The sequence below is a fragment of the Curtobacterium citreum genome, assembly GCF_006715175.1.
In the GTDB taxonomy this organism is placed as follows: Bacteria; Actinomycetota; Actinomycetes; order Actinomycetales; family Microbacteriaceae; genus Curtobacterium; species Curtobacterium citreum.
In genome coordinates this window covers 3,231,526-3,250,896 of record NZ_VFMQ01000001.1, presented here as the reverse complement: position 1 = coordinate 3,250,896, position 19,371 = coordinate 3,231,526, and the positions used below count along the sequence as shown (strand labels likewise).

Sequence of the window (19,371 nt, the reverse complement as noted above, 5' to 3'; positions counted from 1 at the left end):
AGGCGCAGGTAGCCGATCTCTCGTTGCAGGACGAGTTCGAGCTGGCTGGCGAGCGGTACGAGCACGGGCAGGCCGTGCTCGCAGCCGCACAACGACAGATCTCGGATGGCACGTGGTACTGGAACGGCGGAGACGTCCGTCCTCTGCCCGCAGGCGATGACGCGTTCGGCGAGGCGCCGGAGGGTGCGACCAAGGAGAACTCCTACAAGTTCCGAGCCGTGCGGATCATCGAACCGGAGGGTGCTACCGGCGCGGTGCAGGACCTCGAGCCGATGCAGCGCTACTTCGACGAAGAAGGGTGGCGCTGGAGCAGCGCGAAGGTCGGTACGGATCACGAGGTCCGGGCCGACACCGGCGACGGATGGTGGGTGACCTGGAACGTGCGACCGAACGGGCAGTACTCGCTCGGCGTGTACAGCGAGGCGTTCTGGGCACACGATGCTTCGGAGCTCATCAAGGCGATCGCACTGCGGGACCCCGCCGACTTCCCCGATGCATCCGAACCGGGTGTCTCGGAGCCGTTCCCGAGGTGGAGCGACCATGTCCGGCAGCGCTGATCTCCGGACGAGGGTGCGCCTCGCAGACGCCGACCGGTCTGCGAGGGACTCCCGCGCGGAACTCACTCGGTGGATGGCCGTCACCGGGCTCCGAGCCACCGCAGTGGCTCTGCTCGCCGCGGTCGTGCTCACCGGCTGCAGTGCCGGCATCGGGAAGACCCCTGAGCAGGCGAAGCAGTCCGTCGTCACGTTCGTCGAGGAGTCCACCGACGTCGTCGGCGACGGCTGGGAACCGAGCGAGGGTCCGGGACTCGGGAAGTGCGGCCTCGCACCCGGGCTCGGTGGCGTCCGGTACGTCTACGCCGTGGTCCGGTCCGCGAGCGCCGACCCGAAGGCCGACGTCGAGGCGGTGGAGCAGCACTGGAAGGACCTCGGGGTCACCACCGAGCGCTACCAGACGGGTGGCGAGGACCCGATCCTGGGCGTCCGGGGCCGGGGTGGCCCGGTGAGCTCGTCGGACTTCCGCGCCGACCCCCGCGGCTACACGATCGACGCCAGCTCGCAGTGCTTCGTGGGCGACTTCGACCGGATGAGCCTGGACGGTCAGGACTGACGGACGTGAGCCGCCTGTCGGGGCCGAGCCGTGCCTCCAGGCCGGTCTGGAGCCGCGCCGCTACCGCCCGGCCGACACCGCGACGTTGGCCAACTCGGCCCGCAGGATGTCCGCACCAGCGGACAGCGCACTGAGCTTGCCGAGTGCCGCACCCCGCACCAGCGGCGCCATCCCGCAGTTCGAGCTCGGGATGAGCTTGTCCGCGTCGACGAACTCGAGCGCCCGGCGGAGCGCCTCGGCGACCTCGTCCGGGGTCTCGACGGTCTCGGTGGCGACGTCGACCGCGCCGAGCATGACCTTCTTGCCGCGGATCAGCTCGACGAGTTCGAGGGGGACGTGGGAGTGGATGCACTCGAGCGAGACGATGTCGATCGAGGACTGCTGCAGGAGCGGGAAGGACTGCTCGTACTGCCGCCACTCGGCGCCGAGGGTCTCCTTCCACTTGTTGTTCGCCTCGATGCCGTAGCCGTAGCAGATGTGCACGGCGGTCTCGGCGTGCAGCCCCTCGGCAGCGCGTTCGAGTGCGGCGACGCCCCAGTCCTGCACCTCGTCGTGGAAGACGGTGAAGGCGGGCTCGTCGAACTGGATGACGTCGACGCCGGCGTCCTGGAGCTCGCGGGCCTCCTGGTTGAGGATCGTGGCGAACTCCCACGCGAGCTTCTCGCGGCTCTTGTAGTGCTGGTCCGACAGGGTGTCGATCATCGTCATCGGGCCGGGGAGCGCCCACTTGATCGGCCGGTCGGTCTGCGCGCGGAGGAACTTCGCGTCCTCGACGAAGACCGACTCCGGACGGCTGACCGCGCCGACGACGGTCGGCACGGCGGCGTCGTACCGGTCGCGGATACGGACGGTCTCCTTGCGCTCCTGGTCGATGCCGTCCAGGTGCTCGATGAACGTGGTGACGAAGTGCTGGCGGGTCTGCTCACCGTCGCTGACGATGTCGATGCCTCGGCGCTCCTGCTCGTGGACGGCGGAGCGGAGGGCGTCCTGCTTGCCCTCGGTCAGCGCGTCGCCCTCGAGCTGCCAGGGGGACCAGAGTCGCTCGGGCTCGGCGAGCCAGGACGGCTTCGGCAGGCTGCCGACGATGGCGGTGGGGAGGAGGGTGCTCATGCGGGCGGGGTTCCAGTCGTTCAACGGGTCGGGACGGCGGTGTCGGCGGCGAGACGTGCCAGGAGTTCGCGGTGTGGCTTGACCAGGTGCTCCTCGGTCCAGCGGCCCTGGGTGACGCCGAGGCGGCTCCGCTCCTCGCGGTCGTAGGTGACGGGCGGCACGGCGAAGTCGGTGTGCTCCAGGGTCGGGCGGTAGGTGGCCGGGGCGACGACGTCCGCGTTGTAGATCTCCGGGCGGTAGATCTTCTGGAACGTCTCCATCGTCGCGATCGTGCCGATGAGCTGCAGGTCCGAGTAGTCGTGCAGCAGGTCGCCGCGCGTGTAGAACGCGAGCGGGGCCTTGCCACCCGGGGGCATGAAGTAGCGGACCTGCATGCCCATCCGGCCGAAGTAGTCGTCGGTCAGCGAGGAGTGCTCGTGCGCGTACTCGGCGCCGAGCACGGGGTGGACCGTCGCGGTCTGGCGGTAGGTCTGGCTCGTGGAGACGCTGATGCAGACGACGGGCTCCTGGTCGAACTCGGACCGGAAGGCGTCCGACTCCAGGAAGCGCTGGAACAGTCGGCCGTGCAGCAGCCCGAAGTCGGCGGGAATCCCGGCGGACTTGTCGAGCGTCGGCAGCAGCACGGAGAAGTCGTAGTCGCGCAGGTACGACGAGAAGTTGTTGCCGAGGATGCCGTGGTGGCGCTCGCCGGTGTGCTGGTCGACGATCGTGACGTCGAGCATCTCGAGCAGCGGGAACGCCACGTCCGTCGCTCCGTCGTCGAACTCGGCGGTGACCGAGACGATGTCGAGCTCGACCGCGTAGCGACGCGTGACACCAGCAGGCGACGCCGACGACGCGTGCGAAGCCGACGTCGCCGCCGCCGACGCCGACGTCGCCGCCGCCGACGGCGCGGCCAGGTCGTTCGCCCGCTCGTCGATCATGCCGAGCGCGTTCCGGAGGTTCTGCTGGCGGTGCTCACCGCGCGCCAGGTTGGCGAAGTTCGTGGTCAGCCGGGAGCTGTCGGCGGGGGAGTAGTCCTCGTCGAAGCGGGTCCGGGTGATCCGGAAGGTCAGGTCGTTCGCCATCCCCCGATCATGACCGCGGGCGCGGGCCATCAGGTAATCCGCAGTTGCTATGCGGCGGTATAGCCTCTGCCTATGGCCCGCGTGTCGAACGACATCACCCTGCAGCAGCTCCGGTACTTCATCGAGGTCGCGACGGAGGGGTCGATCACCGCCGCGGCCGACCTGCTCTACGTCTCGCAGCCGACGATGTCCGCGGCGATGAAGGACCTGGAGACCCGGATCGGCCGCCCGCTCTTCACCCGGTCGGCCCGAGGGGTCGTGCTCACCGTCGACGGGGTCGAGTTCCTCGGGTACGCCCGGCAGGTCGTCGAGCAGGTCTCCCTGCTCGAGCAGCGCTACGTCGGGCGGCAGGCCTCGCGGCGGCTGCTCGGCGTCTCCGCGCAGCACTACTCCTTCGCGGTGGAGGCCTTCGTCCGCATGGTCGAGGCGGCGGCCGCGGACGAGTACGAGTTCTCGCTCCGGGAGACCCGCACGTGGGACATCATCGAGGACGTCCGCACCCTGCGCAGCGAGGTCGGCATCCTGTACCGCAACGACTTCAACCGGCAGGTGCTCGGGAAGCTCATGCGCGACGCCGGGGTGGTCTTCACGCCGCTGTTCGTGGCGCAGCCGCACATCTTCGTGGCCAGACGGAACCCGCTGGCGTCGCGGGAGCGGGCGACGCTCGAGGACCTGGCCGACCTGCCCCGGCTGACGTTCGACCAGGGCGCGAACAACTCCTTCTACCTGGCCGAGGAGATCCTGTCGACGATGTCGAGCAAGCGGGAGATCCGGGTGTCGGACCGGGCGACGATCTTCAATCTGATGATCGGTCTCGGCGGGTACACGATCTCGACGGGGCTGATCAGCGACGACCTGGACCCGGAGATCGTCGCCATCCCGCTCGACGTCGACGAGCGCATCGAGATCGGTTGGATCGCGCACGCGTCGGTGCCGCTCACGGTGCAGGCGCAGGCGTACCTGGATGAGCTGCGTGCGGTGGTCGTCAGCTACGGGGTCGAGCCGCTGGGCTGAGCCCGGCGGGCGGCGGCCCGGCAGGCGGGCTCGCGTCGTCCGTGTGGGTGGTGGCCGGCCTGGAGGCGCGACCTGCGTCCGTCACCTGGGTCGCGCCTCCAGGCCGGTCGCCTCCTCGCGGACCGGACCCAGCGTCGCGCTCTTGGGGGTCCGCCCGTCCCCGGACGACCGTCCGGTGAGGCGTCTGCCGACCCACGGCAGGACGTGGACGCGGAGGTGTTCGATCGTGGACGCACGCTCCGCGAGCCGGACGGCCCCGTCCCAGGTCGGCGCGGGGACGCCGAGGGCGGTCAGGACGTTCGCCGCGACCCGCCGGTGGCCGAGGGTGTTGAGGTGGAGCCGGTCCGGCGCCCAGAGCGCGAGGTCGTGGAACCCCGCGTCCGTCCAGTTGTCGACCACGGTGACGTTCGGCCGGTCCGCCCATGACCGGATGTGGTCCGCGTACTCGTCCCCGCGTCGGCGGATGAGCCGGCCGAGCGGCAGGTGCCGGGTCATGTCCGCGACGGTGACGAAGAGCACGTCCGCACCGGTGCGCACGGCGGCGTCGAGCCCGGCCGTGATGCGTCGGGCGTTGGCGGCGATCGACACCCGCGGGCGCAGGATGTCGTTGTTGCCGCCGCTGATGCTCAGCAGGTCCGGCCCGAGGCGCAGCGCGGTGGGGAGCTGATCGTCGAGGATCGGCGCGAGCAGCTTGCCGCGGATCGCGAGGTTGGCGTAGGTGAACGTGCGGTCGGAGGCAGCGGCGAGGCCACCGGCGACGAGGTCGGCCCACCCCCGGGGCGAGCCGTCGGGCCACTCGTCGCCGACCCCCTCGGCGAAGCTGTCGCCGATCACCGCGAACTTGGTGTGCATCGTCGCCATCCTCCCACCGTCACCCGAGCGCGGTCCCGGGCGCGGTGCAAGCACCCGGGACCACGCTCGGCGCGCCTGCGCCAGCTCCCGGCGCTCAACTCGTCGGCACGACGTCCCAGTGCTCGCGGATCAGCCCGCCGTCGACGCGGAACAGGTCGGCCGCGAGCAGCGGCGCGTCCGGTGCCGCCCCGACCGGCTGCGAGAACGTCCACACCAGGTCGCCGTCCGCGAGCGAGATGACCGACTGCTGGGCGGGGAACTGCGCGCCGCTGCCGAACAGCTGCTCGAGGGCGGCCGTCCCGTTCGGCGCGACGGGGTTGTGCTGCAGGTACGCGGGGTCGAAGTCGCGGTCGAGGACGGACACGTCGTGGTCCCGGAACAGGGTGTCGTAGGCGGACACCGCGAAGGTCCGGTTGCGCTCCTCCTGGCGTTCGCTCGGGGGCGGCGTCGGTCGCGCCGGGCGGTACAGGTCGCTGAACATCGTGTTCGTGTTGCCGCTGGCGGGCTTCCCCGTCGCGATGGCCTGGTCGAGGGACCAGTGCTCCACGACCCGGCCGTCCCGCAGCCGGAACAGGTCCACTGCCGCGTCCCCACGGCGCTCGTCGTGGATGTCGGGTGCGACCTGCCAGTGCACGGCCACCAGGTCACCGTCCGCCGCGACGTGCTTCACGACCGTGTGGGCGCCGGGGACGCGGGCGCGGTCGGCGGCGAACTCGGCCAGGACCCCGGCGGGGCCGGCGCTCGCCCCGTTCGTGTGCGTCACGGCCTCCGGGGCGACGAGCGTCTGCGCCAGGCGGCGGGCCGCCGGGCTGGTCGGGTCCACGAACGTCCGGGTCAGGAGCGTGACGACCGCGCAGCGGTTCCGGCGTTCGGTCGCGGTGTCGAGACGGGAGGCGGTGGTCCCGCCGTCGGCGATCGTGGCCGACCGGGAGGCGCGGGTCACGTCCGGTGCGGCGCTGGCGGTCGCGGGGACGCCGAGTCCGGCGAGCAGGGCGGCGCCGGTGACCAGGGCGGCGCCGCCCACGAGGGCGGCGCGGTGGCGGGTGCGGTGCTTCGTCAGCGGGTGCTTCGTCGTGGGCTGCATGGCGACGACGGTAGGTCGAGCGTGCACTGGCCGGAAGGAGGCACTTCTCCGTACGGTACTGACATGGACGTCGGAATCGCGGTCCCGGACGGAACGCACGACACCCCTGCGGACGGACCGGTCCGGTTCCCCGCGGCGTGTCCGACGCGAGTGGTGCTCAGTCACGTCACGAGCCGGTGGGGCGTCCTCGTCCTGCTCGCACTGCGGGACGGGCCGGTGCGGTGGGGTGCGCTGCGCCGGACGATCGAGGGCGTGAGCGAGAAGATGCTCGCCTCGACGCTCCGGACGTTGGAGCACGACGGCATCGTGCACCGGGACGTGCAGCCGACGGTGCCGCCGCGGGTCGACTACTCGCTGACGGGTGCCGGGCAGGAGCTGGCCGAGCGGCTCGTGCCCCTGATGGACTGGATCGTCGAGCACGCGGACGCGATCGTGGACGGTCGATGACCGCTCCTGTCCCGCACCGCGGCGGCCGCTGTCAGTTCTCGAGTCGCTGCTGGTCGGGCATCCCGTCGGAGCACTTCGACGTCGCCGACATCTGGTAGTTCCCCGGGTAGGCGTCGAAGCTCGCCGACACGACCGGCCCACCGCGCCCGCGGACTCCCGGTACCGGGTCGGGGCCACCGCTCTGGTACTCGTCGACGTCGACTCCGGCGTCCCGCCAGTGCTTGCTCACCGCTTGCACGTCGACTCGGGCATCAGCGCCAGAGGTGTCAGCCCGCTTCATGACGTAGACGAACATCGTGCCGGGTGCACCGGAGTCTTGCTCGCACTCTCGGACGCCGGGACCGCTGAGGTGCTCCCAGGTGCCGCCGGCGGCGGTCGTCGACTGCTCGACGAATTCGATCACGGACTGCTTCGCTTCCGAAGGCTTCATGGTGGGTTCTCCAGGGTCGTGGGCGCAGGCCGCCAGGATGAGTGCGGACCCGACCAACAGCGCCGTCACCGACGCCGGTTGCGATCGTCGCGCCGTCACGGGACCTGTTGCATCTGTTTGAGCACGGTCTTCTCGTACCACGTCATCCCCTTGGGTTCGTGCTTGGTCATCGCCTCAGGGTGGCCCGTCGTGGCCTGCCCGATGTTGTAGAGCGACTCCGTGTCGGGGTCCAGGTACCCCCGCATCTCCTTGGTGTGGACGTTGTGGTCGTCCACGGAGAGCTTCTCGTCGTCGCCGGGGACGCCGTCCGTTCCGAACGCGGTGGCGTCGAAGTCGGGGTCGGTGGGATCTTGACCGTGTGACCAGCTCAGCCTGCCGGTCTGTGCCCATCGGTCGCCTCGTCCTGGCTCGAAGACCCAGATGTTCTGGGCCTGTCCGGCGTACACGTGGTCCGCGTGAAGGTCCGATGCGTTGTCGACGGAGTCGGGGAGGCCTGCCGAGCCGATCGTCGTGAAGGTGTCGACGTGGATGTCCGGCTTCGTCAGCGTGTACGCAGCGGTGGTCGAACCGTACGAGTGGGCGACGATGTTGTTCGAGTACGAGTCGTCTCCGCGCGACGCCTTCAGCCCGCGCAGCGCGTTCGCGAGCTTCTCGCTGCCGTCCCTCGCGTACTTCGTGCCGAGGACGCCGAAGTCGAGTTGCCCTTGGATGACGGGTTGCGGCGGTGTCGAGTAGCCGACCCAGGAGATGACGGCACGGTCAGCTGGTCCGGTGAGGCCCTGTTGCCGCCGAGCACCTTCACCGTGCCGGTCGACGCCCAGGACGTCCTCGACGGCGGGGCGCTCGCGGCGGGGTCCGAGCTGTCGCTCGGGGCCTGGGACGTGCGGGTGGTGGCCGTCCGGTAGACGCGACCACAGGACGGACGGGAGGCGCGGTGCCAGCTGGCACCGCGCCTCCCGTCCGGTTTGCGGTCGCGTGCCGCCTCAGACGCGCGTCGCCTCGATCACCACGTTGTCGACCGAGGGTCGACCGTCCGGCCGCTGCAGGCAGGTGACGACGACGAGGCGGTCGGGAGTGTCCGCCCAGACGGTCGCGTCCGTTGCGATGTCGCCCTTCCGGACGGTCTCGGTGCGCGTCACGCGGTAGGTGACGTCGTCGACCGTGATCGTGGCACCGGCGGCGATCCGCGCCCGTCCGTCGGCGACGTCGATCAGGGCGTTGCCCGGACCGACACCCCCGCCGCGCAGCGAGTGCATCGCGACGAAGACCGTGCCACGAGAGGCCGCGGACGGCTCGACGCCGAGGTTGCGGACCCAGTACGCGGACGTGGACCCGGGCGGTTCGATGACCCCGTCGGCGACGTCCAGTGCCCCGAGCGGAACGTCGAGCCCGACCGAGGGCACCACGAAGCGACCGTGCCCGGACGGCGTCGCCGAGGCCGCTGCCGGCGGCGGCGGACCGTCGAGCTGCACGGCGTTGCCGGCGAGGTCGACGCTCGACGTCGTACCGGAGCCGTGCGGGTGCGGCGTGAGGAGCTCGACGCCCGCGACGGCGATCATCGCAGCCGCCGCGGCCCCCGCGACGGCGGTGAGGCCCACGCCCCACCGCCGTCGCTGCGCTGTGCTCGGCACTCAGCGCCCCGTCCGGAGGCGCGCGCGGAGCCGGAACGCGCCGAGGCCGCCGAGGACGAGGGCGCCGAGACCGCCGAGGGCCAGCCACGGGGCGTCGTCCCGACCGCCGACGACCGTGCCGCCCGTCGCGACCGACGGCCCGACCGCTGCCGTGGTCGTCGCGCCGGTCGAGGTCGCACCCGTAGTGGTCGACGCCGTGATGGTGGCGGTCACGGTGAGGGCGAGCGGGTCGCTGACCGCGTCGCCGGCTGCGTCGGCGAGGAACAGCGTGTGTGCACCGGGGACGAGGTCGGCGGGCAGCGTCACCGAGGCGCGGACGGAGCCGTCCTGGGCCGCGGTCACGTGGCCGAGGACCTGCGGCGTCGAGTGCACGACGACCTCGTACACGGAACCGGGCGTCATGCCACCGGCGTCGACGGTGACGGTCGACCCGGGCGTGAGCGTGCCGTGCGCCGCGAGCGTCAGCGTCGGGCGGGCGACGGTCACCCGGTAGGTCCCGGTGGTGGTGCCGTCCTCGGCCGTGACCGTGACGACGGCGGTGTCGCCCTGCACGTCGACGGTCGAGCGGGCTGCCGCGTTCGTCGTCGTGACGTGCACGTCGCCGCTCGTGAGCGTCGCGACCGGCGCGGTGACGGTCGCGCCCGCACCGGAGGACGCGGCGGCGAGCGGGACGGTGACACCGTCGACGGTGATCGCCGACGCGGAGGCGTCGTTCGAGACGAGGAAGCGGCTCCGCAGGGCCGCCGCCTCGGCCGGGGTCACGCCGATCGTCTTCGACAGGTAGGAGTCCATGCCGGCGTACTTGGTCGCGATGTCGCTCTCGAAGGTGCCCTGCAGCAGCGCGGGCGTCGCCCACGTCACACCGAGCTGCGTGTTCGAGAGCAGGTAGTCGTGCAGGATGTCCGCGCTGTCGACGCCGAGGACGCGGTCGAGCAGGTCGACCACGGTGCCCGTGCGGTCCATGCCGTGCGAGCAGTGGATGAGCACGGTGCCGCTGGTGTGGGTCGCGAGGATCTGCAGGACCTGCGCGTACGCGCTGATCATCGGTCCGCGGTCCGATGCGTCGACGTAGCCCTTGTCGACGAGGTCGTGGTACATCGCGGTGTCGTCGCTGTAGTTGCCGTCGGCACCGAACATCGAGATGTCGACGTCCTTCGCGCCCGGGATGGCGACGTCGGGCTTCGCGGCCACCTGCGTGGGGGTGCGCAGGTCGATGACGAGGTCGACGTGGTACTTGCTCGCGAGCGTCTGTGCGCCGGCGGCCGTGACCTTGTCCAGCGACTCCGAGCGGATGAGGCGGGAGGCGTCCACCCGCTGCCCGCCGAGACCCGTGAAGGCACCGAGCTCGCGACCGTTCACCATCCCGGGGACGTCGGTGATGGCGTGGTCCTGCGCGGTCAGTGCCGGCTGGGCACCGGCGTCGGCGTGGGCGGCGGTGGACGAGAAGGCGACTGCGCCGAGGACGGCGGCAGCGGCGACGGCGGTGGAACTCGCGCGGAGGAACGCGGACGAGCGGGCGGGACGGCGGGACACGGGTCTCCTCGGGGACGGGGCAGCGATGTCGGTCGTCCGGTCGTCCGGGCGGCCCGCGGAGCAGCGTGCCGACGTCGCCGGTCCCGTCCGTGAACGGGTCGGGGCGGTGGGGTTACCGGGAGGTGAGGTGGGTCACAGGTCCGGGGTCGTGTCCCGCTGGCGCCCGCGCACGACCGACGCGGCCACGAGCGCCGCGCCGACGATCGCGGGGTACGCGCTGACCGCGGAGTACCCGACGGCGTCCGTCGGGCTCCACCACTGCGTGGTCCCGGTCGTCCAGGCAATCCGCTGCGTGACCGCGAACACGGTGACGAGGAGCACGACGGCCCCTGCGGTGGTGCCGACCGTCGGCCAGCGCGTGCCCACGGCCACGGCGGCCGCGCCCACGACGGCGAGCCCCGCGAGCACAAGTGGGTTCGTGGTCGAGCCGCCGCCGAGCGGTGCCGTGGCGATCACCGCGACCACGTACACGGTGACGAGGCCGACGAGGACCCCGGTGCCGAGCCGCGCGGCGATCCGGTTCGGGTGCTGACGGGTGGTGGTCTCGGACGTGGTCGTCATGGTGTCCCCCTCGACCGACACGACGGCGTGTCGGGGCCCCAGCGTCGCACGCCGACCGGGCGCCGTCCAGCCGCTGGCGTCGCGCCGGCTGCGCTCCGGCAGCTCAGGCGCGTGGACGGGGCTGTTGCGCGCTCGCTCGCCCCGCGGCCGCCCCGTACAGGAGCGCCCCCTGCAGCGCGACCCCGGCGCCGAGGACGAACACGATGATCCCGGCCGCGATCGCCCTGACCGAGCTGCCGACCGCGCCCGAGACGATGCCGAGGGCGGCATCGGCGAAACCGGTCAGGAACGCCGCGATCGTGAGCGCCTGGAACGTCCGGGGGCGCGGCGCGGTCGTCGGGCCGACGGCGAACCGTCGAGCCGCGACCGCGATGGCCGCGCCGATCGCCGCGAGGGCCAGGTGTGCGACCGCCGGGCCGGACAGCGGTGGTTCGGTCGTCGCCACCCAGATCCAGGCCGCCGCCAGGACGAGCGACGCGACAGCGGCCACCCAGCACACGGCGGCGTTGACAGCCGGTCGACGTGTCCGGAAGTCGGTCACGCCGTTCCGCTCGTTGCCCTGGTGCGTCATGTGGTCCCCCCGTCACCCGGTCCGCGCTGCTGGTCAGCGCCGTGCCCAGCACGTTGTCGTGCCCGGACCCACCATCCCACGCTGCACGGCAGAGTGACCGATCGGTCGCCAGCGAGGCAGGACCGCGAGATCGTGGAGCTTCGGCGACGCTCGTCCGTCGGACGACTGCGCTACCCTCGGGCCCCGGCGACCGGGATGTCCCAGTACGTCGGCTGCTCGTACTGTTCCGACCAGCCGCGACGCATCCGTGTCGCAGCCCGGTCGAACGCCTCGACGAGGTCGGTGTCGGTGGTGAGCAGTGCCTGCAGCCGGAGCCCGTCGTACAGGGCCAGGAGCTGTTCGGCACCGCGGACCGGGTCCATCGTCTCCGGCTCGCGACCCGCGCGCACGTCCTCCGCGAGTCCGTTCCGGACGGACTCCCGGAAGCGGCGGTAGATCGATCGGTAGTAGTCGGCTCCGTCGACCGTCGGGTCTGCCGCGGAGACGAGACTCGCAGCGAGGAGCTCCACGAGCCCCGGTTCCTCGGCCTGCGCCGCGAGGAGCGCGTGCAGGTACGCGACCGTTCCCTTCTCGGCCATCAGTGGCGTCAGCGGCGTCGAGATCGCCAGGGTCCACCGTTCCACCGTGGCCGCGAGCAACGCGCGCTCGGTCGGGAACGCCGCGCGCACCTCCGTCGCGGTCATCCCGGCGTGCGCCGCGGCGACCTCGAGGCTGAACCGCGTCACCCCGCCGTCGTGGAGCGCGAGAATCGCACCGTTGATCGCCCGCGTGCGCGGTGCCTCGTCCGCTTCGGCGCTCCGGCTCGTCAGGGGCGCGAGCGGGTGCTTCCGGAACCACTCGAGCAGACCCCGAGCGCGGCTCAGGCCCGCGGCCGGGTCGAGCGGGCGACCGGGCGCGAAGAGGTCGCTGAACCCCGGGACCTGCTCCATCAACGGGTCGATCGGTTGGAACGCCATCGACCAGTCGGGGAAGGAACGGTGCTCGATCGACTCGTCCATGAGGACCCGGACGTTCGTGTGCCGAGGATCGGTGCGGACCTGCCCGAAGCGCGCACCGACGACGGCGTCGTCGCCCTCGAGGATGCCGAGGCAGTTGTCGCCCTTGTGCGCGAGGATGCCGGTCACCCCGAGCACGGTGTTCTTCTCGCGGCCGACCGCGAGGATCTGGGCGAGCTCGGTGTCCGTGATCGGACGGGTCTGCGTGCTGGTGTACACGATCGAACGCATGGAACGGGGTCTCCCTTTCTCACCGGGGTACGGCGTCCCTCCGAGTGAACCGTTCGGTCCACTGCGCCACAACCCCCAGATCGGCCGGGTCCGCGCCGGCCTGGAGGATCGCGGTGCGTCAGCGACGCCCGTCCGTCGGGCGCACGGTCACCGGGGCGAGCCACCGCGTCAGGCACACGGCCGTGCAGGCCCCGGCGGTCGCGATGGCGGCGAGCACGACGATCTGGAAGCGCCCGGCCTCGAGCGGGGAGAGCCCGCCGAACACCGCCCCGACGAAGGCGCCAGGCAGGGTCACCAGTCCCGTCGTCTTCGTCTGGTCGACCGTCGGGACGAGTGCTGCACTGACGGCACGGCGCACCAGGGTCTCGGTCGCACGGCGCGGGGGAGCGCCGAGCGCGAGCCACCCCTCGACGGTGTCCCACTGGTCGACGAGCAACTCGCGGAAGCGGCGACCACTGATCGTCGCGATGGTCATCGCGTTGCCGATCACGATCCCGCCGACGGCCAGCGCGTACCGCGGGCTCAGCTCGATCGCCCCGGTGCCGAACACCACCGCACCCGTGACGACGATGCCGATGGCCATCGAGACACCGACCGGGAGCGCGGACTCGCGCAGTGTGCCGAGTCGTCGGGCAGCCGTGACCACCGCGACGGAGAACATCACCACGAGCGCGACGGCGATCAGGACGGGTGAGCGGATGATGCCGGACAGCACGAGGCTGATCACCGCGAGCTGCGCTGCGCCGCGCAGGATCGCGACGGCGGGTGCCCACGGGGCCTCGGCCCGGGTCGCGAGCAGGACGGCCATGGCGACCGCCACGAGCAGCAGCACGCCGACGAGCGTGTGCAGCAGCGAGTCGGTCACGCCTCGAACAGTACGGGGCGGCCCGGCTCCAGGGCGCTGAGGACGGCCACCCGCACGGCGTCCGGGCTGGTGGCCTCGCGGTCGACGAGCAGCCCCCGCATCCCGGCCCGACGGGCACCGGCGACGTCCCGCTCGGGGTCGTCACCCACGAACAGGCATGCGGACGGGGCGAACCCGAGGGCGCGCGCAATCCCGGTGAAGGCCCGCTCGTCCGGCTTCTGCAGGCCCGTCCGCCCCGACGCGTGGACGACGTCGAAGGCCTCGCTGAGCCCGGTCCGCGCGAGCTTGTCGCACTGTTGTTCCGCGTCGCCGTTGGTCAGGAGCCCCAGGCGGTACCCACGGGACCGGAGTTCGTCGAGCAGGTCGCGGCTCCCGGGGAACGCTCGCCACGCGGCTCGGTACCGCCGGAGGTAGTCCGCGAACAGGTCGTCGAGTGCCGCGGTGTCATCGAGGTCGAGTGGGTGTCCGAGCGCCGGCAGCACCGTGCGCAGACGCTCCCGCCGCTGCTCGGCGAACCCGATCTCGCCCGACCGCCACCGTTCGAAGTGCTCGTCCTCGGCAGCTGCCCACCGCCCCAGGGCCGGCGCAGAGGCGGGCAACCCGAGGTGCGTGAGGAACGCAGTGGCACCGGTCCTCGCCGCAGCGCGGTGGTCGAAGAGCGTCCCGTCGAGGTCGAACACGACCGCCTGCAGGTGCTCCGCCACGTCAGAACATCGTGTCGGCGTTCGCTGCCTCCGGCTCGCCGGCGGCGGACGCCGGTTCGGAGGGCCCACGGACGAACTGCGCGTTGTGGGTGGCTGCCATCGTGTCCTCATCGTGCGGTGCTGGCTCGGTGCGCCAGAACCTACTCGCCCGGACGGGCGGCGGTCGCGACGGGCTGCTCCGGAGCGGTGAGTGCGCCCGCCGGAGCAGCGGGGCGGACTGCTGCGCGCCTCCCGGCCGGGGTGGCGGGGAGTGCCGTCGGACGGCCACCCGCCATCTCCTGCAGGATCCGGTGGACCTGCCGACTGTAGCCGGACTCGTTGTCGTACCAGACGTACAGGACCACGTGCTCGGAGCCGTCCGCGATCGTCGCGAGCCCGTCGACGACGCCCGCGCGGCGGCTGCCGAGGAAGTCGGTCGAGACGACCTCGGGGGACTCGACGTAGTCGATCTGGCGGCGGAGCGACGAGGTGAGCGACGCGTCGCGGAGCAGCCCGTTCAGGGCGTCGCGCGTGACGGGCCGGGCGAGCGTCAGGTGCAGGACCGCGAGCGACACGTTCGGCGTCGGGACGCGGACGGCGTTGCCGGTGAGCCGACCCCGCAGCTCGGGCAGGGCCTTCTCGGCGGCCCGCGCCGCGCCGGTGGCGGTGATCACCATGTTCAGCCCGGCCGCCCGCCCGCGCCGGTCGGCGGGGTGGTAGTTGTCCACGAGGTTCTGGTCGTTCGTCGCCGAGTGCACGGTCTCGACGTGGCCGTGTACGACGCCGTACGCATCGGACACCGCCTTGAGGACGGGGACGATCGCGTTCGTCGTGCACGAGGCCGCGCTGACGACCGGGGCGTCACCGACCTGCTCGTGGTTGATGCCGTGCACGACGTTCGGCACCCCGCCCGTGCCCGGCGCGGTGAGGAGCACCCGGGCGGCTCCGGGCGCGAGCAGGTGCTGCTCGAGACCCTCGGCGTCCCGCCAGCGGCCGGTGGTGTCGACGACGATCGCGTCCTCGATGCCGTGGGCGCGGTAGTCGACCGCGCTCGGGGCGTCCGCCGAGATGAATTGGATGAGCGTGCCGTTCGCGGTGATCGTGTCGTGCTCGGGGTCCACCGTGGCGGTGCCGGCGAACGGGCCGTGGATCGAGTCCCGGCGGAGCAGGCTCGCGCGCTTCACCAGGTCGTCGGGACCACGGCGACGGACGACGACGGCGCGGAGCGCGAGGGGCGCGTGCTCGCCGGCGCGTTCGAGCAGGATCCGGGCGAGCATCCGGCCGATGCGCCCGAAGCCGTACAGGACGACGTCGCGCGGGGCGGGGCGGGGACCGTCGGCGCCGTCGTGCCGTGCGGCGCCGCGGGCGAGGAAGAGTTCGTCCTCGAGGAACTCGCGGAGCGGCGTGCCGAGCGGGTCGGCACGGTGGCGGGCGGCGAGGTCGGCGAGGTCGACGGACGCCGAGGACAGGGTCATGGCGTCGAGCTCGGTGAGGATCGCCAGGCTCTCCGTCACCGGGAGCTCTGTCTCGTCGACCCGGCGCGTGGAGCGGTGCGCCTTGACGATCCCGATCGGGGACTCGCCGACGAGGGGTCGGCCGTACACCGAGGCGACGACGTCGTCCCGGCGGTACAGGCGTCCGATGAGGGGGACCATCGCCTCGGCGGCGGCGAGCTTGTCGGTCCAGGCGCGCTGCAGTCGTGCGCGGTCCGCCGCGGACGGCGGCGCGCTGGGCTGCGCGCCGGGTGTGGTGCTGGGCGAGGTCGCCATCAGACGACCTGCGGGGTGCGGGCAGGGGCGGCCGCGGCGGCGTGCAGGGCTGCCCGCCGCTCGTCGAGGACGGCGGTGAAGACCGCGGGGGAGCGGCCGCCGAACTCGTCGAGGAACTCCTCGGTGCGGCGGCACTCCTCGAGCCACGAGTCCGGGTCGACGGCGAACAGGGCGTCGAGCTGCGCGTCCGAGATCGCGAGCCCCCGCACGTCGAGGTCCGCGACGTCGGGGAGCAGGCCGACCGGGCTCTCGACCGCGGGGACGGCGCCCTCGACCCGGCGGGCGATCCACTCCAGCACGCGGGCGTTCTCGCGGAAGCCCGGCCACAGGAAGCTGCCGTCCTGGTCCTTGCGGAACCAGTTCACCTGGAAGACCGCGGGGGCACCGGCGCCGAGCTGCTCGCCGATGTCGAGCCAGTGCGACCAGTGCTCGGCCATGTCGTAGCCGCAGAACGGCAGCATCGCGAACGGGTCGCGGCGGAGCTCGCCGACCGTCCCCTCGGCCGCGGCGGTGCGCTCGGACGACACGGTTGCGCCCATGAACACGCCCTCGGCCCACGTCGGCGCCTGGGCCACGAGCGGCACGTTCGTCGAGCGTCGGCCGCCGAACACGACGGCGTCGATCGGCACGCTCGCGTCGACGTCGGCCGCGAGCGACGGGCAGCGGTCGAGCGCGACGGTGAACCGGGCGTTCGGGTGCGCGGCCGGGGTCCCGCTGGCCGGGGTCCAGTCCGCACCCGTCCAGTCGACGAGGTGCGCGGGCGGCTCCGGCGTCAGACCCTCCCACCAGACGTCGCCGTCGTCGGTCAGGGCGACGTTCGTGAAGATCGTGTCGGCGGCGATCGTCTCGACGGCGACCGGGTTCGTGTCGGCGCCGGTACCGGGTGCGACGCCGAACAGTCCCGCCTCGGGGTTGATCGCGTGGAGCCGGCCGTCGGAACCCGGCCGCAGCCAGGCGATGTCGTCGCCGATGGTCTCGACGGACCACCCGGGCAGCGCGGGCTGGAGCATCGCGAGGTTCGTCTTGCCGCAGGCCGAGGGGAACGCCGCTGCGACGTGGAACGCCCGGCCCTCCGGCGAGGTCAGCCGGATGAGGAGCATGTGCTCGGCGAGCCAGCCCTCGTCGCGGCCCATCACCGACGCGATCCGGAGCGCGAAGCACTTCTTCGCGAGCAGCGCGTTGCCGCCGTAGCCCGAGCCGTACGACCAGACCTCCCGCGTCTCGGGGAACTGCACGATGTACCTCGTCTCGGCGCAGGGCCACGCCACGTCCGACCGCTCGGTGCCGGCCGCGTCGCGCAGGGGCATCCCGACGCTGTGCACGGTCGCGACCCACGGCACGCCGGCCCCGATCGCGCGGAGCACCTCCGGCCCGAGGCGCGTGGTCTTGCCCATGCTGAGCACGACGTACGCCGAGTCGGTGACCTCGACCCCGAGCTGCGAGATGGGACCGCCCACCGGGCCCATCGAGAACGGCACGACGTACATCGTCCGGCCGCGCATGCTCCCGGCGAACAGGTCGTCCAGCTCCGCACGCATGGCGTCCGGGTCCCGCCAGAGGTTCGTCGGGCCGGCGTCCTCCGGGGTGCGGGAGCAGGTGAAGGTCCGACCCTCGACCCGTGCGACGTCGTCGGGCGCCGAGCGGGCGAGGTAGCTGTTCGGTCGGCGCTCCGGGTCGAGGGCGATCAGCTTGCCCTCGTCGACGAGCTGCTGCGTGAGGCGAGCGGTCTCGTCCGGTGACCCGTCGCACCTGACGACGGCATCGGGGCAGGTGAGGGACGCGACCCGGGCGACCCACGCCTCCAGGGCGACGCGGGGTGAACCGGGGACGGTGGCGGGGGCGGGCGTCGTGTGGTTGGGGTTCGTGATCATCGTCGATCTCCTCGTGTCGGGGGGACTACCGGCGGGTGGCGGCCTGGCGCTCGGGCTCGACGATGGTGCGGACGGCCTCGGTCGAGATGCGCTCCTGCTGGTCCGACGGGGCCGCGGCCGGTGCGCTGTGCTCGTCGGCGGACATGGTCCGCTCGTCGAACGGCGCGGCACCGGACAGCACCCGCTCGACCTGCTCCTTGTCGATCTGGCGCGTCCAGGTGCCGACCAGGACGGTCGCGACGGCGTTGCCGGTGAAGTTCGTCAGGGCGCGGGCCTCGGACATGAACCGGTCGATGCCGACGATCAGCCCGACGCCGTTCACCAGGTCGGGACGGTGCGCCTGGAGACCGCCGGCGAGGGTCGCGAGGCCGGCGCCGGTGACGCCGGCCGCGCCCTTCGAGGCGATGATCATGAAGACCAGGAGCGAGATCTGCTCCGGGATGTTCAGCGGGGTGCCGAGGGCGTTCGCGATGAACAGCGAGGACATCGTCAGGTAGATGGCCGTGCCGTCGAGGTTGAACGAGTAGCCGGTCGGCACGGTGACGCCGACGACGGGCTTCGAGACGCCGAGGTGCTCCATCTTGGCGATGAGGCGGGGCAGGCTGACCTCGCTCGAGGACGTCGACACGATGAGCAGGTACTCGCGGCCGAGGTACTTCATGAGCCGGAAGATGTTGACGCCGGTGACGAGCCGGAGCAGGAGCCCGAGCACCCCGACGACGAAGACGATGCAGGTGATGTAGAAGGCGACCATGAGCGTGCCGAGCGCGACGAGCGCCGCGACACCGGTGGCACCGACGACCGCGGCGATCGCTCCGAAGGCGCCGACCGGCGCGACCCACATCACCATCGCGAGGATGCGGAACACCAGGGCCTGCAGATGCCGGATCCCGGTCAGGATCGGCGCACCCTTCTCGCCCATCGCCTGGAGGGCGAAGCCGACGAGCAGGGCGACGAAGAGCGTCTGCAGGATGCTGCCGCTCGTGAGCGACGACACCAGGGTCGCGGGGATGATGCCGAGCAGGAACCCGGACGTCGACGACGCGTCCTCGGTCGAGCCCGACGGCGGGTCGTACTTCGCGGTGGACATGTCGAGGTGGTCGCCGGGGTGGATCAGGTTGCCGACGACCAGGCCGATCGCGAGGGCGAACGTGGACATCGCGATGAAGTACCCGAGCGCGAGCCCACCCACCTTGCCGACCGTCGCCGCCTTGGCGATCGAGCCGACGCCGAGGACGATCGTGCAGAAGATGACGGGGGCGATCATCATCTTGATGAGGGCGATGAACCCGTCCCCGATGGGCTTGAGGCCGACCGCGAACGCCGGGGCGGTGAGCCCGACCACGATGCCGGCGAGCACGGCCACGATGACCGCGATGTAGAGCCAGTGCGAACGGTCCAGCCCGCGCCGCCGGACGGGGCGTGCGGTGGACGAGTGCGTCGATGCCATGAGACTTCCTTGTCGTCAGGACCGGGGCGTCGTCACCTCGGTCGGCTCGTTCCCCGAGGGGACGGGCCCACCCTGCCGCGGACCGTGGGCCGGGCGT

At 72.1% G+C, this 19,371-nt stretch carries 21 protein-coding genes and 1 pseudogene; 5 read left to right on the top strand and 17 right to left on the bottom strand.

The window, feature by feature from the left end; translation table 11 throughout:
- Positions 1–23: 23 nt before the first annotated feature.
- Together FB462_RS15395 and FB462_RS15390 are read left to right on the top strand one after the other, a co-directional pair.
- Positions 24–557: a hypothetical protein gene (locus FB462_RS15395; RefSeq protein WP_167510143.1), complete on the top strand. Its 534-nt coding sequence runs from the start codon at positions 24–26 to the stop codon at positions 555–557.
- A 73-nt stretch (positions 558–630) separates the two neighbouring features.
- Entirely contained in the window at positions 631–1,110 is a 480-nt protein-coding gene (locus tag FB462_RS15390) for a hypothetical protein (RefSeq protein ID WP_141862837.1), read from the top strand.
- Between the two features lie 60 nt (positions 1,111–1,170).
- On the opposite strand, the gene FB462_RS15385 is transcribed toward FB462_RS15390, so the two are convergent.
- Together FB462_RS15385 and FB462_RS15380 are read right to left on the bottom strand one after the other, a co-directional pair.
- On the bottom strand, positions 1,171–2,220 hold the full coding sequence (locus FB462_RS15385) for a methionine synthase (RefSeq protein WP_141862835.1): 1,050 nt from the start codon (positions 2,218–2,220) through the stop codon (positions 1,171–1,173).
- 20 nt (positions 2,221–2,240) lie between these two features.
- A complete protein-coding gene (locus FB462_RS15380) occupies positions 2,241–3,287 on the bottom strand; it encodes a putative oxygenase MesX (RefSeq protein ID WP_141862833.1) in 1,047 nt (348 codons plus the stop codon).
- Between the two features lie 72 nt (positions 3,288–3,359).
- On the opposite strand from FB462_RS15380, the gene FB462_RS15375 reads away from it, so the two are divergent.
- Positions 3,360–4,301, top strand: coding sequence for a LysR family transcriptional regulator (locus FB462_RS15375; RefSeq protein WP_058741093.1), 942 nt, complete (start codon positions 3,360–3,362; stop codon positions 4,299–4,301).
- An 81-nt stretch (positions 4,302–4,382) separates the two neighbouring features.
- On the opposite strand, the gene FB462_RS15370 is transcribed toward FB462_RS15375, so the two are convergent.
- Together FB462_RS15370 and FB462_RS15365 are read right to left on the bottom strand one after the other, a co-directional pair.
- On the bottom strand, positions 4,383–5,153 hold the full coding sequence (locus FB462_RS15370; RefSeq protein WP_229666955.1) for an SGNH/GDSL hydrolase family protein: 771 nt from the start codon (positions 5,151–5,153) through the stop codon (positions 4,383–4,385).
- Between the two features lie 94 nt (positions 5,154–5,247).
- Positions 5,248–6,237 (bottom strand): nuclear transport factor 2 family protein, encoded by a 990-nt coding sequence (locus FB462_RS15365; protein ID WP_141862830.1) that lies wholly within the window; start codon positions 6,235–6,237, stop codon positions 5,248–5,250.
- Positions 6,238–6,300: 63 nt separating this feature from the next.
- Here FB462_RS15365 and FB462_RS15360 point away from each other — a divergent pair, with 63 nt between their 5' ends.
- Entirely contained in the window at positions 6,301–6,684 is a 384-nt protein-coding gene (locus FB462_RS15360) for a winged helix-turn-helix transcriptional regulator (protein ID WP_141862828.1), read from the top strand.
- 31 nt (positions 6,685–6,715) lie between these two features.
- On the opposite strand, the gene FB462_RS15355 is transcribed toward FB462_RS15360, so the two are convergent.
- The 3 genes and pseudogenes from FB462_RS15355 to FB462_RS17920 form a co-directional block, all read right to left on the bottom strand.
- Positions 6,716–7,114: a hypothetical protein gene (locus FB462_RS15355; RefSeq protein ID WP_058741089.1), complete on the bottom strand. Its 399-nt coding sequence runs from the start codon at positions 7,112–7,114 to the stop codon at positions 6,716–6,718.
- Positions 7,115–7,209: 95 nt separating this feature from the next.
- Positions 7,210–7,560 carry a hypothetical protein gene (locus FB462_RS17730; RefSeq protein WP_141862826.1) on the bottom strand — a complete coding sequence of 117 codons (351 nt, stop codon included), beginning with the start codon at positions 7,558–7,560 and terminating at the stop codon, positions 7,210–7,212.
- 24 nt (positions 7,561–7,584) lie between these two features.
- Positions 7,585–7,863: pseudogene (locus FB462_RS17920) on the bottom strand (alpha/beta hydrolase); the annotation flags it as partial.
- 33 nt (positions 7,864–7,896) lie between these two features.
- Here FB462_RS17920 and FB462_RS17825 point away from each other — a divergent pair.
- Complete coding sequence (locus tag FB462_RS17825; protein WP_257222048.1) at positions 7,897–8,019, top strand: hypothetical protein; 123 nt, start codon at positions 7,897–7,899, stop codon at positions 8,017–8,019.
- Positions 8,020–8,097: 78 nt separating this feature from the next.
- On the opposite strand, the gene FB462_RS15340 is transcribed toward FB462_RS17825, so the two are convergent.
- The 10 genes from FB462_RS15340 to FB462_RS15295 form a co-directional block, all read right to left on the bottom strand.
- Entirely contained in the window at positions 8,098–8,712 is a 615-nt protein-coding gene (locus tag FB462_RS15340) for a class F sortase (RefSeq protein WP_244289140.1), read from the bottom strand.
- Positions 8,713–8,745: 33 nt separating this feature from the next.
- A complete protein-coding gene (locus FB462_RS15335) occupies positions 8,746–10,278 on the bottom strand; it encodes a tyrosine-protein phosphatase (RefSeq protein ID WP_141862819.1) in 1,533 nt (510 codons plus the stop codon).
- Positions 10,279–10,410: 132 nt separating this feature from the next.
- Positions 10,411–10,839: a hypothetical protein gene (locus tag FB462_RS15330; protein ID WP_141862817.1), complete on the bottom strand. Its 429-nt coding sequence runs from the start codon at positions 10,837–10,839 to the stop codon at positions 10,411–10,413.
- 103 nt (positions 10,840–10,942) lie between these two features.
- On the bottom strand, positions 10,943–11,410 hold the full coding sequence (locus FB462_RS15325) for a hypothetical protein (RefSeq protein WP_141862815.1): 468 nt from the start codon (positions 11,408–11,410) through the stop codon (positions 10,943–10,945).
- A 170-nt stretch (positions 11,411–11,580) separates the two neighbouring features.
- The gene (locus FB462_RS15320; RefSeq protein WP_141862813.1) at positions 11,581–12,636 is read right to left on the bottom strand and encodes a BLUF domain-containing protein; all 1,056 of its coding nucleotides are present in this window, start codon (positions 12,634–12,636) and stop codon (positions 11,581–11,583) included.
- Between the two features lie 118 nt (positions 12,637–12,754).
- Entirely contained in the window at positions 12,755–13,501 is a 747-nt protein-coding gene (locus tag FB462_RS15315) for an ABC transporter permease (protein WP_141862811.1), read from the bottom strand.
- On the bottom strand, positions 13,498–14,205 hold the full coding sequence (locus FB462_RS15310) for an HAD family hydrolase (protein ID WP_167510142.1): 708 nt from the start codon (positions 14,203–14,205) through the stop codon (positions 13,498–13,500). Before FB462_RS15310 ends, FB462_RS15315 begins: the two co-directional genes overlap by 4 nt.
- Positions 14,206–14,345: 140 nt before the next feature.
- Positions 14,346–15,953 carry a glyceraldehyde-3-phosphate dehydrogenase gene (locus FB462_RS15305; protein WP_141862807.1) on the bottom strand — a complete coding sequence of 536 codons (1,608 nt, stop codon included), beginning with the start codon at positions 15,951–15,953 and terminating at the stop codon, positions 14,346–14,348.
- Positions 15,953–17,824: a phosphoenolpyruvate carboxykinase (GTP) gene (locus FB462_RS15300; protein WP_141862805.1), complete on the bottom strand. Its 1,872-nt coding sequence runs from the start codon at positions 17,822–17,824 to the stop codon at positions 15,953–15,955. Before FB462_RS15300 ends, FB462_RS15305 begins: the two co-directional genes overlap by 1 nt.
- Positions 17,825–17,849: 25 nt before the next feature.
- Positions 17,850–19,274, bottom strand: coding sequence for a cation:dicarboxylate symporter family transporter (locus FB462_RS15295; RefSeq protein WP_141862803.1), 1,425 nt, complete (start codon positions 19,272–19,274; stop codon positions 17,850–17,852).
- Positions 19,275–19,371: the final 97 nt, after the last annotated feature.